General features: G+C 71.9%; 13 protein-coding genes, 3 tRNA genes and 2 pseudogenes. 3 read left to right on the top strand and 15 right to left on the bottom strand.

The window, feature by feature from the left end; translation table 11 throughout:
- Positions 1–5 precede the first annotated feature (5 nt).
- From ABZ671_RS03275 to crtI, 10 genes and pseudogenes are all read right to left on the bottom strand, one after another.
- Positions 6–521: an SRPBCC family protein gene (locus tag ABZ671_RS03275; RefSeq protein WP_357850324.1), complete on the bottom strand. Its 516-nt coding sequence runs from the start codon at positions 519–521 to the stop codon at positions 6–8.
- An 89-nt stretch (positions 522–610) separates the two neighbouring features.
- Positions 611–923 (bottom strand): annotated as a pseudogene (locus ABZ671_RS03270) (GrpB family protein).
- Between the two features lie 135 nt (positions 924–1,058).
- Positions 1,059–1,262, bottom strand: a complete 204-nt coding sequence (locus tag ABZ671_RS03265; protein ID WP_357850321.1) for a hypothetical protein — start codon at positions 1,260–1,262, stop codon at positions 1,059–1,061.
- A gap of 174 nt (positions 1,263–1,436) precedes the next feature.
- Positions 1,437–1,510: transfer RNA gene (locus ABZ671_RS03260), tRNA-Phe, on the bottom strand.
- Positions 1,511–1,585: 75 nt separating this feature from the next.
- Positions 1,586–1,659: transfer RNA gene (locus tag ABZ671_RS03255), tRNA-Asp, on the bottom strand.
- A gap of 33 nt (positions 1,660–1,692) precedes the next feature.
- Positions 1,693–1,765 (bottom strand) — tRNA-Glu (locus ABZ671_RS03250).
- A gap of 142 nt (positions 1,766–1,907) precedes the next feature.
- Positions 1,908–2,693: a polysaccharide deacetylase family protein gene (locus tag ABZ671_RS03245; protein WP_357850318.1), complete on the bottom strand. Its 786-nt coding sequence runs from the start codon at positions 2,691–2,693 to the stop codon at positions 1,908–1,910.
- Between the two features lie 73 nt (positions 2,694–2,766).
- Complete coding sequence (locus tag ABZ671_RS03240; RefSeq protein ID WP_357850315.1) at positions 2,767–3,747, bottom strand: MerR family transcriptional regulator; 981 nt, start codon at positions 3,745–3,747, stop codon at positions 2,767–2,769.
- Entirely contained in the window at positions 3,737–4,396 is a 660-nt protein-coding gene (gene idi / locus ABZ671_RS03235) for an isopentenyl-diphosphate Delta-isomerase (RefSeq protein ID WP_357850312.1), read from the bottom strand. The genes ABZ671_RS03240 and idi overlap by 11 nt, the downstream gene beginning before the upstream one ends.
- 40 nt (positions 4,397–4,436) lie before the next feature.
- On the bottom strand, positions 4,437–5,918 hold the full coding sequence (crtI, locus tag ABZ671_RS03230) for a phytoene desaturase family protein (RefSeq protein WP_357850309.1): 1,482 nt from the start codon (positions 5,916–5,918) through the stop codon (positions 4,437–4,439).
- Positions 5,919–6,024: 106 nt separating this feature from the next.
- On the opposite strand from crtI, the gene ABZ671_RS03225 reads away from it, so the two are divergent.
- On the top strand, positions 6,025–6,969 hold the full coding sequence (locus ABZ671_RS03225) for a phytoene/squalene synthase family protein (protein WP_357850305.1): 945 nt from the start codon (positions 6,025–6,027) through the stop codon (positions 6,967–6,969).
- 69 nt (positions 6,970–7,038) lie between these two features.
- Entirely contained in the window at positions 7,039–8,523 is a 1,485-nt protein-coding gene (locus ABZ671_RS03220; RefSeq protein ID WP_357850301.1) for an FAD-dependent oxidoreductase, read from the top strand.
- Between the two features lie 3 nt (positions 8,524–8,526).
- On the opposite strand, the gene ABZ671_RS03215 is transcribed toward ABZ671_RS03220, so the two are convergent.
- The 3 genes and pseudogenes from ABZ671_RS03215 to ABZ671_RS03205 form a co-directional block, all read right to left on the bottom strand.
- Complete coding sequence (locus tag ABZ671_RS03215) at positions 8,527–9,291, bottom strand: crotonase/enoyl-CoA hydratase family protein (RefSeq protein ID WP_357850298.1); 765 nt, start codon at positions 9,289–9,291, stop codon at positions 8,527–8,529.
- Positions 9,292–9,545: 254 nt separating this feature from the next.
- Positions 9,546–9,737, bottom strand: a complete 192-nt coding sequence (locus ABZ671_RS03210) for a DUF397 domain-containing protein (RefSeq protein ID WP_357850295.1) — start codon at positions 9,735–9,737, stop codon at positions 9,546–9,548.
- Positions 9,728–10,198 (bottom strand): annotated as a pseudogene (locus ABZ671_RS03205) (DUF5753 domain-containing protein); the annotation flags it as partial. The pseudogene ABZ671_RS03205 and the gene ABZ671_RS03210, both read right to left, overlap by 10 nt.
- Positions 10,199–10,673: 475 nt before the next feature.
- Between ABZ671_RS03205 and ABZ671_RS03200 the strand changes: the two are divergent.
- Complete coding sequence (locus ABZ671_RS03200) at positions 10,674–11,525, top strand: DUF2231 domain-containing protein (protein ID WP_357850293.1); 852 nt, start codon at positions 10,674–10,676, stop codon at positions 11,523–11,525.
- Positions 11,526–11,632: 107 nt separating this feature from the next.
- On the opposite strand, the gene ABZ671_RS03195 is transcribed toward ABZ671_RS03200, so the two are convergent.
- Both ABZ671_RS03195 and ABZ671_RS03190 read right to left on the bottom strand, forming a co-directional pair.
- Entirely contained in the window at positions 11,633–11,971 is a 339-nt protein-coding gene (locus ABZ671_RS03195) for a cupin domain-containing protein (protein WP_357850290.1), read from the bottom strand.
- 26 nt (positions 11,972–11,997) lie between these two features.
- Positions 11,998–13,080 carry a LysM domain-containing protein gene (locus ABZ671_RS03190; RefSeq protein WP_357850287.1) on the bottom strand — a complete coding sequence of 361 codons (1,083 nt, stop codon included), beginning with the start codon at positions 13,078–13,080 and terminating at the stop codon, positions 11,998–12,000.
- Positions 13,081–13,086: the final 6 nt, after the last annotated feature.

Here is a 13,086-nt window from a genome sequence, read left to right as displayed (position 1 = left end):
TGTGGTCAGCACCCGCTGCGGGCGACCGTCGCGAGATAGCGGCAGAGGAGTTCGTGCCAGCCGGCGGTGAGCGCCTCGCGGTAGCCTTCGGCGGCTGCGCCGTGCCGGTCGAAGTAGCGGTGCTCGACCTCGACCCGGGTCAGCTCCGGCCCTTCCGGCAGGAAGAGCACCTCCACCTCGCTGGCTCGCGCCGGATCCGGCACCGGCACCCGGTCCGGCCCGATCTGCCAGCTGAAGACCAACCGGCGCGGCGGGTCCCAGGTCAGCACCCGGCCCCAGTCGTTCCGGAAGCCGTACGGGCCGATCTCGTAGAGCATCCCGCCGGCCCGAGGCTCGATCCCCAGCTCGGCGAGCGCCTCCGGCCCGGACCAGGTGTATTCGCGTACCCACCAGTCGGTCAGCGACCCGGTGAAGACCGCGTACGCCCGCTCGGCGGAGGCTGGGGCGAAAAGGAGGCTACGCAGGGAGAAGCGGTCGAATTCCTGGCTGACCTCATCCGGATCGGCCATCTCCTGTCCCATAGGCCCGGACCATACCGGCTACTGCCCCCCTGCGCAGCTTGGCGAGCGTCCGCTTTTCGACGCTGGGACAGGGATCTCCAGACAGCTGTTCAGCGCAGCCCGCACCGCTTGAGAATGTCGATGATGATCGCCGTCTTGCCCTGGACGTACAACGCCATGTCCATCGGGTGTTCTCGAGCAACTCGGTGCTTCTCGGCCGCGTAACGGTCGCGATCCTCAGGGTGGGTGCGAAGCCAGTCTCTGAGGATCAGGTGCTTCATCTGACGGGTCCGCGACGATGAGGTCGATGTCGATCCGATTCTTGGCGGCCAGACCGGGCACGGCGGTCGACCCTACGTGCTCGACCGCAAGCGCCCGGGTGCCGAGGGCAGCACGGACCGTCGCCTCCTCCTTGGCGAACATTGCGGGCCACTCAGGGTTGTCGGCGTCGACGGTGATGGGTCGGGTGACCTTCGTCGGACGGTTGCCGACTGCTCGCTTCGCAGCCCTGTCCGCCTGGCGGCCGCGCCAGCAGGTTGCTGGTCGTACGTGGCTTGCTCAGGGGTTGGGGCCCTTGGGCGTTGCGAGGAGCTGCACGGAGTGGCGCTCTGCCTCGCGCCGATGCTGGTCGGCACTGGCGTGGCGGACCGCGGTCGAGTCCTCATCCGACGAGAGCCGATTCCGGTCTCGCCAGCTCAGGAAGACAACGACCGCGAGCACCAACACCACGACCACCACGAGTAATACCGCCATCGTCGTCATGCCATCGACGGTACGGCATGCCTGCCATTACCGGCGATCACCAAAGGTGCGCCTCCGCAGGCCAATTGATCCTCTCGCCGTGGGTGATCTACGTGCGCGAGATGAGGGTAGATAGCAAGATCCCCACCGACGTTTCCGCTGGTGGGGACCTCTGTAGCCCGGCGAAAGGCTATGTGGCCAGGGGCGGGGTCGAACCGCCGACCTTCCGATTTTCAGTCGGACGCTCGTACCAACTGAGCTACCTGGCCGTGATGCTCGGCTCATGCTATCGCATGGGCCGATACGCAGAACGCCGCGCATGGTGAGCGCGGCGTCAGCGCTTGCGGTCCTGACGGGACTTGAACCCGCGACCTCCGCCTTGACAGGGCGGCGAGCACTCCGACTGCTCCACAGGACCTAGCTGGTGTTGCATCCGACCGAGGTCGGACCGTGCCCCCAACGGGATTCGAACCCGTGCTACCGCCTTGAAAGGGCGGCGTCCTGGGCCGCTAGACGATGAGGGCGGCCCCGCCATCATTGCACATCGCAAGTTCTGGCGGACTTGCTCCCATCCGGCCCCGCCGGAGGCATGAGAAGCATATGCCATGCCCCGGCGGTCGACCAAACCGGTATCCCCCCGGCCGAACCGAAGGACGAAACCGCAGGTCAGTGGAGCTCGATGATCCCGTACCGCCGCTTCAGGTCGGGAATTACCTTCCGGCAGGCGACCATCGTCTGGCTCCGGTCGCCGCCACCATCGTGCATCAGCACGATCGAGCCGGGACGGGCCGCCGCTTTCACCCGCTTGATGATCGTCTTACTGGTGGGATGGTTCCAGTCCTGCGGGTCGACGTTCCAGTGCAGCGCGCGCATGCCGAGCTTGCGCGCCACCGCCACCTCCTCGGCCGTCCACCGTCCACCGGGTTGGCGGAACCAGGTGATCTCGGCATCCGGCACAGCGGCTCGAATGACCCGGTTCGTTCGCTTCAGGTCGGCCATGATCTCCGCGTCCGAACGTCGGCCGAGGTCCAGGTCGTGTCGCCAGCTGTGGTTGCAGAGCTGGTGGCCCTCTCGGACGATCCGCTTCACCAGCTCGGGGTGGCGCCGGGCCTGCGTGCCGATCAGGCAGAACGTCGCGGTGACGTGGGCCGCCCGGAGCTGGTCGAGAATTTGCGGCGTCCACCGCGGATCCGGCCCGTCGTCGAAGGTCAACGCCACCCCCTGGTCGCCACTGCGGCGATGCAGCCCGGCGGGCAGGGCCTTCGGCAGCGGGCGCAGCTTCGGCGGGGTGGTGCGGACCGGCTGCGGGGTGGGCGCCGGGCTCGGTGTCGGGGTGGGCGAGGTGGTGGCTGGTGGGCCACCCGCCCGAGGTGGGGTCTTGCCGGGTTCGCCACAGCCGGTGAGGAATATCACCAGGCCGAGGGCGAGCCCCAGCGCGGCGCGTGAACGCATCGTCGCTCCCGAGAGGGGTCGGGGTATGCGGACTTTGACCGTATCCGACGCGATGCCGAAGCGGGAGAGGCGGTCAGGCCGGCGTCGACCGGTCCTGCGAGTCGCGTACGGCCATCACCAGCGAGACCGCCCCGGCCAGGTCCACCGGCCGGACCACGCCGGCCGGCAGCGTGTCGGCCCGCCAGCCCGGCCCGGCGGCGAGCACCAGCAGCGGCCGGCGGGGCGCGGCGAGCAGCGCGGACAGCTGGTGCGGACCAGCCGTTGCCGGAGTGTGCGACCAGAGCACGACGGCCGCCGGCCCGGTCCGGGTGACCGCCTCGATCAAAGCCGGCACGGGCACCCGGGCGCCCAGCATGCGATAGCTCACCCCCGCCTCGGCGAGGGCGGCGGCCAACGCCTCCAACGGCAGCGTGTGCTGCTCCTCATCGGCGCAGGAGAGCAGGATCCGGGCCGGACCGGCGGCCGGGTGCGCCCGGGTCGCCGCGGCGAACGCCTCGGACACGCACCGGGACATCAGGTGTTCCACCTCGATCAGCGTGGCGGTGGCGGCGTGCCGTTCACCAATGCCGGCGAGCACCGGCCGAAGCAGCCCGTCCCAGGTCGCCACCACACCATCGGCGGCGAGGGCGTGCGCGATCGTCTCGCCGATGGCCGTCGAGTCCAGCCGCATCGCGGCGCGGGCCAGCCCGCGGGCGGCCGGTCCGGCCCGGCCGACCGGGATGGTCGCGCCGCCGCCGGCTCGGCCGACGGGGATGGTCGTACCGTCGCCGGCTCGGGTGACGCTCTGCCGGGTCGGCCGCCCGAGACGTTCGGGTGGGGCCAGGACCGGTGCCTGCCGGGCCCAGCGGGCCGCCTCGGCCGGGTTCACCCCCTCGGCGGTGAGCCGCCGCATGATCTCCAGCCGCGCGAGGTCGGCCGGGGTGTAGCGCCGATGGTGCCCCGGTACGTGCTCACCGGGACCGAGGCCGTAGCGCTGGTGCCAGGTGCGCAGCGTGGTGACCGCGACACCCAGCCGGCGCGCGACGGCGCCCGCGCTCAGCCCCTCATCGGCCACCCGACCGCTCCGGTGCCTGGTCGGCCGGCACCCCGGACAGGGTCGCGCTGACGGCCGGCGTTCCGGTGAAAGTCGCACCGGCCGGGACGGCGCCGGATCCGTCGGTGGCGGGACCCGTCGGTCGCAGCAGCCGGTCCACCACCCCGCCCAGCCACGGCGCGTACGCGCTCGGGTTGGCTGCAATGTCCGCCACCAGCTCGTGCGGGTCGACCCAGCGCAGGGTGGCCACCTCGGTCGGGTCGGGCCGGGTGGGCAGGTCGGCCGGCACGTCGGCGCGCAGCACATGGTCGTACTCGAACTCGACGCGGCCGGTGGCCGGATCGTCGGCGTGGTAGGCGTACACCCCGACTTCGGTGAGGTCGACCGGGCCGACGCCGAGCTCCTCGGCGAGCCGCTGGTTGGCGGCCTCGGCCGGCGGCTGGCCCGGCAGCGGGTGCCCGCAGCAGGAGTTGGCCCAGCGCAGCGGGAAGCGGGTCTTGACGGCGGCCCGTTGCTGGAGCAAGACCCGCCCCTCGGGGTCAATCAGTAGCACCGAGAACGCGCGGTGCAGCCGCCCCGGCGGCTGGTGGGCGGCGGCCACGGTGTCCTCGCCGAGCGCGCGTCCGTCGTTGTCGACCAGTTCGACCAGGTGTCCTTCGCGGGAAGTCACGGCACCGGCCCTTTCTTCGGGATCGTGTTGTTGCAGGTGTTCACCGGGTGGCTCCGGTGATCCGCGAGGCGGCGAGTTTGCCGCTGATCAGCACCATCGGCACGCCCACCCCGGGTTGGGTGCCGGAACCGACGAAGACCACGTTGCCGAGCGTCCGGTGCAGATTCGACGGCCGGAACGGCCCGGTCTGGAGGAAGCTGTGCGCGGCGGCGAACGGGGTGCCGGCGGCCATGCCCTGCTCCGCCCAATCGGCCGGGGTGATCGTGCGCAACACCTCGACCCCGGCGCCGAAGCCGACGTAACCCCGCTCCTCCAGGGTCCCGATGAGCTGGTCGGTGTAGTGGCGGGCCAGGCCGCCCCGCCAGGGCAGCGGCGCCCGGTCGAGGTTCGGCACCGGGGCGAGCACGTAGTAGGTGTGCCGCCCGGCCGGGGCAGCCGACGGGTCGGTGCGGCTCGGGTTCGTCACCAGCAGCGACGGGTCGGTCATCAGCTCGCCTCGCCGGATCACCTCGTCGAACGTGCCCCGCCAGGACCGCCCGAAGTGGATGTTGTGGTGGGCGATCTTCGCATAGCCCTGCGTCGACCCGATGTGCAGCACCACACAGGAGGGTGAGTAGCGCAGCCGGCGCTGTCGGCCGGCGGGCAGCAGGTCCCGGTAGGCCACCGGCAGGTCCGGGTTGAGCACCACGACGTCCGCGGGAACGAACTCGCCGTCGGCGGTCAGCACGCCGGAGGCCCGGCCGTTGGCGGTCTCCACCCGGGTCACCGTGGTGCCGTACCGGATCTGCACGCCGTGCTTCTCGGCCGCGCCGGCCAAGCCGCGGGAGACCGCGTGGATGCCGCCGCGAGGGAAGCAGACCCCGGCCACCGAGTCGAGGTACGCGATGACCGCGTAGATGGCCAGCGCGTCGTGCGGCGCGAGGCCGGCGTACATGGCCTGGAAGGAGAAGATCCGCTGGGTACGCGGGTCGCGGAAGAACTGGCTGATCTTGGTCTGGAGTCGCCGGAACGCGCCGTTGGCCAGCAACCTCAGCAGGTTGGCGGTGAGCAGGTCGGTGGGGGCGTCCAGGTTCCGTTCGATGAAGTCGGCGCGCTCCCACCGCCACAGGTCCCGGGCGTAGTCGACGAACCGCAGGTAGCCGTCGGCCTCGCGGGGACCGCAGACCCGGGCGATCTCGGCGGCCATCCGGGTGGTGTCCGTGATGACGTCCAGCGTCGAGCCGTCCGGGTAGTAAGCCCGGTAAGCCGGGTCCAGCGGGGTGAGATCGAGCCAGTCGGCCAGCTCCTCGCCGACCGCGCCGAACGCCTCGGCGATCAGGTCGGGCATGGTGAGCACGGTCGGGCCGGTGTCGAACTCGTAACCGTCGACGCTGAGCCGGCCGGCCCGCCCGCCCGGCACCGCCTCGCGTTCCAGCACGGTCACCTGCCGGCCGCTGCCGGCGAGGTGCAGCGCGCAGGCCAGCCCGCCCAGGCCGGCGCCGACGACCACCACCCGGTCGGTGCGTCCGGTCACGATCCGCACGTGGCCACCCCCTATCCGCTGGTAACGGCGTCGTTGGCCATGGGGATGAGCGTACCCTAGGGTTACGAGTTGCGTCGATAGCTGCGTCGAATTCGAGGAGGTGCGGGTGGCGTACGCCGATCTCACCGCTGCCTATGACCGCTGCCGCGAGCTGCACAGACGCCACGGTCGGAGCTACTATCTCGCCACCCGGCTGCTGCCCGCATGGAAACGGCGGCACGTTCACGCTTTATACGGGTTCACCCGGTACGCCGACGAGATCGTCGACCGGACCGAGGAGATGCCGGCGGCCGAGCGCGCCGCCCGGCTGACGGACTGGTCCGAACGCTTCGTGGCCGGGCTGCACGGCGGCCCGGTCGACGACCCGCTCCTCCCGGCGGTGCTGCACACCATCGCCGTCTTCGACCTGGACCGCGCCGACTTCGCGTCGTTCCTGCACAGCATGGCGATGGACCTGACAGTCACGTCCTACCCGAGCTACGCCGACCTGCTCGACTACATGGAGGGTTCGGCCGCCGTCATCGGCACCATGATGCTGCCGATCCTGGGCAGCTCCGACCAGGCCGCCGCCCGGGAGCCGGCCCGCCAGCTCGGCTTCGCGTTCCAGCTCACCAACTTCATCCGCGACGTCGCCGAGGACCTGGACCGGGGGCGGACCTACCTGCCCGACGAGGACCTGGCCCGGTTCGACGTCACCCGGGAGGATCTGCTCGTGGCCCGGGCGGCCGGGCACAGCACGCCCGCGATCCGCGAGCTGATCCGGTACGAGGTGGCCCGCGCCCAGACCCACTACGCGGCCGCCGCGCCGGGCATCCCCCTGCTGGCCGACACCTCACAGTCCTGCATGCGCACCGCGTACGCGCTCTACGGCGGGATCCTCGACGAGGTGGCCGCCCAGGACTACGACGTCTTCGCGCGGCGGGCCCGCGTACCCGGGGGGCGGCGGTTGTCGGTGCTCGCGCGGGCCCTCCTCACCCCGCCCGGCACACCGGTCCCCGTCCCCGGCCCGCCGGAAAGGAAGGGCCCCCTGTTAACGCCTGGCGTTGTATAGGGGCCCCCTACTAACACTTCATTGGTGGCGAATGCTGCTGCTGGCCCAGCGGTGGGGAATGCTGACGGGATGGCGGAGCCGGAGCTGGTGGACGTGGTCGTGGTCGGGCTCGGGGTCGGCGGCGAGGAGGTGGCCGGGCGACTCGCCGAGGCCGGCCTCACCGTCGTCGGGATCGAGCGGGACCTGGTCGGCGGCGAATGCCCCTACTGGGGCTGCGTGCCGAGCAAGATGATGATCCGGGCGGCGAACGCGTTGGCCGAGGCACACCGGGTCAACGAGCTGGCCGGTTCCGCGCAGGTCCAGCCTGACTGGGCGCCGGTGGCCCGGCGGATCCGCGAGGAGGCCACCGACACCTGGGACGACCGGGCGGCGGTCGAGCGGTTCACCGGCAAGGGCGGCCGGTTCGTCCGGGGCTGCGGCCGGCTCGACGGCCCCGGCCGGGTACGCGTCGGCGACCAGGTCTTCCAGGCCCGGTACGGGATCGTGCTCGGCACCGGCACCCGCCCCTCGATCCCGCCGATCGACGGACTGGCCGACACCCCGTACTGGACCAACCATCAGGCGATCGAGGTCGAGGAGCTGCCGGAGTCGCTGCTGGTGCTGGGCGGCGGCGCGATCGGGCTGGAGCTGGCCCAGGTCTTCGCCCGGTTCGGCGTACGGGTGACGGTGATCGAGGCGGCCGACCGGGTGCTCGCCATCGAGGAGCCGGAGGCGTCCGAGGTGGCCGCGACGGCGCTGCGGGCCGACGGAGTGGAGATCCACACCGGCGTACGGGCCGGGAGGGTCGACCACGACGGCGTCACCTTCACCGTGCACGCCGACGGCATCGAGTTCACCGGCGAGAAGCTGCTGGTGGTAACCGGCCGTAGGGCGCACCTGGAGGAGTTGGGCCTGGACACCGTCGGCGTGGACGCCGCCCAGCGCTACCTGCCGGTGAACGAGCGGATGCACGCCACCGAGGGGATCTGGGCGGTCGGCGACCTCACCGGCGAGGGCGCGTTCACTCACATCGCCATGTACCAGGCGGCGATCGTCGTCGCCGACGTGCTCGACCACATGCGTCGGACCAGGGGCGGCCCGGATGCCAGCGGCACGGCCAGCGTGGTCGGCGGCGCGGCCGGGGTGGTCAGCGCGGTCGGCGGGGCGATGAGCGCCGGCGGGTCGACCGCCGCGCCGGGCAGCGTCCCGTACGCCGACTATCGGGCGCTACCCCGGGTCACCTTCACCGATCCCGAGGTGGGCGCGGTCGGCCTCACCGAGCAGCAGGCCCGCGAGCGCGGCGTCAACGTCCAGGTCGGGTACGCGGACCTGACCTCCTCCGCCCGGGGTTGGATCCACAAGGCCGGCAACGCGGGCTTCATCAAGCTGGTCGCCGACGCCGACCAGGGCGTGTTGATCGGCGCCACCTCGGTCGGCCCGGCCGGCGGCGAAGTGCTGTCCGCGCTGGTCGTGGCGGTGCACGCGGCGGTCCCGGTCAGCCAGCTCCGGCACATGATCTACGCGTACCCGACCTTCCACCGCGCCATCGAGGACGCCCTGCGCGCGTTGAACTGAGGTCTACGGTGCCGGCTCGCCGTGGCGGCCGGCGCCGGCGGTGAAGCGGGCCGCGCCCTTCATCGCGTCGGTGATCAGCGACTCCATGCCGAAGGCCAGCTCGGTGGCCATCGCCTCCGGCTCGGGCAGACCGGAGTTGGCGAGCACCGCCGCCCGGTCGTTGCGCAGGCAGGTCTGCGGGTGGCGGGCGATCTCGGCGGCCAGCCGCTCGGCCTCCGCCCGGGCCTCACCCGGCGCGACCAGCCGGTTGACCAGGCCCATCGCGTACGCCTCGTCGGCGGGGACCGGGCGGCCGGTGAGGATCAGGTCCATGGCCCGGCTCTCGCCGATCAGTCGGGGCAGCCGGACCGTGCCACCGTCGATCAGCGGTACGCCCCAGCGCCGGCAGAACACGCCGAGCGTCGCGTCCGACTCGGCGATTCGCAGGTCGCACCAGAGCGCCAGCTCCAGGCCGCCGGCCACCGCGTAGCCGGAGATCGCGGCGATGACCGGCTTGGACAGGCGCATCCGGGTGGGGCCCATCGGGCCGTCGCCCTCCGGTTCGACCCGGTTGCCGCGCGGCGTACCGATGGCCTTCAGGTCGGCGCCCGAGCAGAACGTGCCGCCCGCTCCCCAGAGCACGGCGACCGCCGCGTCCGGGTCGGCCTCGAAGGCGCGGAACGCGTCCGCGAGGGCTCGGGCGGTCGGGCCGTCGACGGCGTTGCGCGCCTCCGGCCGGTCCAGGATCACCGTGGTCACCGGCCCGGCGTGCTCGACGCGTACCCCCATTGGGTCAGCATGCCCTCGACGGCGGCCGGCGCACCAGGCTTTGGGTGCCGGCGCCGTCGCGAGTGGCGGGGTCCGTGCGGTGCGGGCCGTCGCGGTACGGCGGGCGCGGCTACCGGTCAGCGCGCGCTGTCGAGCTGATGGCGTGAACGAATCGCTCCGGCGCGGGGAAGGCCCGCCTCCAGATCTTGGAGAGTTTCCGTCCGCCTCGAACGGTTACTTTCCAAGATCTGAAGAGTTCGGCCCGGAAGGATGGGTCAGGCGCGGGTGGGGGGTCGGGTGAGGAAGGTGCGCCAGGCGGTGGGGGTGAAGGTGAGGCCCGGGCCGGTCGGGTCCTTGGAGTCGCGGACGGCGACCAGGCCGGGGAGATTGTCGGCGACCTCGACACAGTTGCCGCCGTTGCCGCTGCTGCGGCTGCTCTTGCGCCACCGGGCGCCCGTCAGTTCCATGATTCCGCCACCGCCCTGATGAGATCGACCGACTGCCAGTGGGAGAGCGCCTCGCCGCGCACGTTTTCCCACGCGGCCATTATCGCCGTCAGTTCATTGATCTCGCTAACCACTTGCCCCTCAAGTTGGTTGTCGAGGTAGCCGGCGATCCGGTGGTCCGGGCTGGTGGCGATCACGAACGGGCCGTTCAGCCCGGCGTAGGCGCCGACCGTGGACGGGACGACGTGGACCCGGATGTGCGGCTCCGCGCAGGCATTGATAAGCGCTTTTAGCTGTTCGCGCATGGTCTCCCGGCCGCCGACCGGCCGGCGCAAGACCGTTTCGTCGATCACTGCGGTGAACTGGGGCGGGTCGTCCCGACGCAGCACGCCCTGACGGGTGAGGCGGGTGGTCAGATGGCGGTCGATGTCCCCCGGGGGGATCAGGCCGCCGCCGGCCAGCACCGCCCGGGCGTACGCCTCGGCAGCGTGTCGCGCGTGCTGCCGAACTGAGCGCCTTCCCTAGACTCGGGCCGATGACGGCCCCGGTTGCGCCAGCCGACTCGCATGCGACGAGCCGCCACTGTCTGTCACATTTCTCTACGACCCATAGGGGGTCCGGAGTGACTTTGCTCTGCAGCTATACACGCAACAGACACGCACAGTCTTCGGTTGCGTATCTGGCTGCAGAGCAAAGTCAGGTGGAGGGAGTTTCGCGCCTACGCCTGATTCGCGGGTTACCGCTGGTTGCGCGGCTGGGGCGGCGGTAGGCCGGCTGGTGGACATCCCCAGCAACATGTCGCAGGGTGACGGGAATGGCCTCGATGGTTGCAGTGACTCACAGTTGCTGCCGCAACCAGAATGGCCGCTGGTTGCCTCAACACCTCCTGGGTACCCGATGGGGTGATTCGTGGGGGCCGCCCGGTTTGGGGGCGGGGCTGCCGGGAAGTCGGACCAGGTGCGCGAACCACTGGTCAAACTCGAACAGGCCTCCCGGCTCGACCGGATCGGCGACCGACTTCAGCGGATCGTCCAGGGCACCCTGCGTACGCAGCGGGTCCGGGACCTGCTGCACGGTGTCTGGCTGGGGCATCCGCTCCACCCGGCGATGGTGCAGGTGCCGGTCGGTGCCTGGATGAGTGCCGCGGTGCTCGACCTGATGCCCGGGCAGCGCCGGGCGGCGACCACGCTGATCGGGATCGGCACGGTGAGCGCCCTGCCGGCCGCCGTGGCCGGGCTCAACGACTGGGCCGCCCTCTCCCGGGACCAGCGCAGGGTCGGCCTGGTGCACGCCGCCGCGAACAGCGTCGCCCTGGCCTGTTACGCGGGCTCGCTGGTCGCCCGGCGCAACGGCCGGCACGGGCTGGGCAAGGCGCTGGCGTACCTGGGGCTGTCGGCGGCGAGCGGCGGGGCGTACCTGGGTGGGCACCTCGCGTACAGCCAGGGGGCGCAGGTCAGTCAGAGCATCTCGGAGCTGCACCGGATGAGCGAGGGCTGGCACTCGCTCGGTGACATGGCCACGCTGCCGCAGCGGCAGCTCATCACCTGCGAGATCGACGAGGTCTCGGTGATCCTCTACCGGCATGGCGACGACGTCACCGTGATGCTGGAGCGCTGCCCGCACCAGAGCGGCCCGCTCGGGCAGGGTCAGGTGCAGGAGGTCGACGGGCACGACTGCGTGGTGTGCCCGTGGCACGGCAGCACGTTCCGCCTCAACGGCGGCGAGGTGGTGCACGGCCCGGCCGCCAACGACCAGGTGCTCCTGCCGACCCGAGTGGTCAACGGCCGCCTCGAGGCCCGCCTGCCCTGACCGGCGCTGGCCACTCACCATGCCTCGTGCCGATCTTGGAAGGAGGTGGCCCCTCTAGGGGCCGAAATCTTCCAAGATCGCGCCGCAGGTGGTTGCGCAACGGTGGGTCAGCTGGCCGGGGTGACGTATACCTTGCGCAGCGTCTCGTGCACGGTCCAGGTGGTCCGGGTGCCGGCCTCCAGCACGCACAGGTCGCCCGGGGCCAGCTCCAGCGTCGGCCCGCCCTCGACGGCGACGCTCGCCCGACCGGAGAGCACCACGAAGACCTCGTCGGCCTCCACATCGGTGCTCACCCCTGGGCTGTGCTCCCACACTCCGACGTCCAGCCCGGCCACGGTGGGCACCGGAACGGCGCCCGTGGTCGGATGGCCCTCCCGCACCAGGTCGGCCGGGAGCGGCTCGTGCGAGACGTCCAGGCTGATGGCGCGAACCACGTGCGTCGGCATGCCGATGACCGTAGCCGACTGGCCGGTCAGCCCCGCCGGTGCCGGCCGACTGTCAAGGTCCCTCCGGCGGGGCGGGGGGTTGAGCGGCGGCGTAGGCCGAGGACAGCGCCGATCTGCGCGCCGACGATGCTGGCCACCGCCAGCACCGCCGAGATCGCCAGCGGCCGGTTGATCCCGTCCTCGGTGGTGGCCCGGGACGCGCCGACCGCCATCGCCGGCGGTAGCCCAGCCGGTTCCACCACCGTGGACCCCGGCGCTTCGGTCTGACCCGCAGGGTGTGGCGACGGCTTCGCCGGGGCAGCGTGCGGCGATGGCTTGGCCGTGGGTGCCGGCCCGAGCGCCCCCGCCCCGCCGCCGCCCGGCACCGTCGCGCCCGGCACCGGACGGGACGCCGGGGTGACCAGCCGTCCCGTGGCGTGCCGACGGGCCCCGTCGTCCACTGCTCCCCCGGGAAGTTTGAGCAGCTGGCCGGGGTGGATCCGGTCCGGGTCGGCGAGCCGGTTCAGCCGGGCCACCTCCCGGTAGCGCTCGAAGTCGTCCAGGTAGCGCTCGGCCACCTCGCCGAGGTAGTCACCCTTCGCGACCCGGTACACCATCGGCCCGGCCTGGGCTGGCGGCGGCGTGGTCACCCGGGCCGCCGGAGCGGTGGCGATCGAGTGGGCGGCGGCGATCGAATGTGGGGCGGTGGCCGGCTGCGGGGCGGCCAGGGTGGCGGCGCTCGCGGCGGCCGGGCTCGCCGCCAGGATCAGCGCCACCGAGCCGACCAGGGCGGCTGCGGCTCGCTGCTGCCGGTGCATCCCCGGCAACCGGGGAGCCGGCCGGCGCAGCGCCGCCGCCAGCAGCTCCACCAGTACGGAAAACGCGAACGTCGCCCAGCCGAACCAGCCCACCACGGCCAGCACCCGCAGGAAGAGTTGCCCGTCGTCGCGGCTGGTCAACGCCGTACCCATCTCGGTGAGGGTGGGTAGGTGGTCGGGGAAGGGGTTGCCGGCGAAGGCGAGAAGCGCGATCGGCCCGCCGGCCAGCACCGCGCAGAGCACCACGAGGGCACCGAGCCCGGTGAGGACCTGGCCGGTTCGCCGTACGGTGGAACGTCGGGGTGCGGCCATGGCTGC

Source organism: Micromonospora sp. NPDC006766, from assembly GCF_040636055.1.
Lineage (GTDB): Bacteria > Actinomycetota > Actinomycetes > Mycobacteriales > Micromonosporaceae > Micromonospora.
Note: the sequence above shows the minus strand (reverse complement) of the source record. Positions and strands in the feature narration are given on the sequence as shown.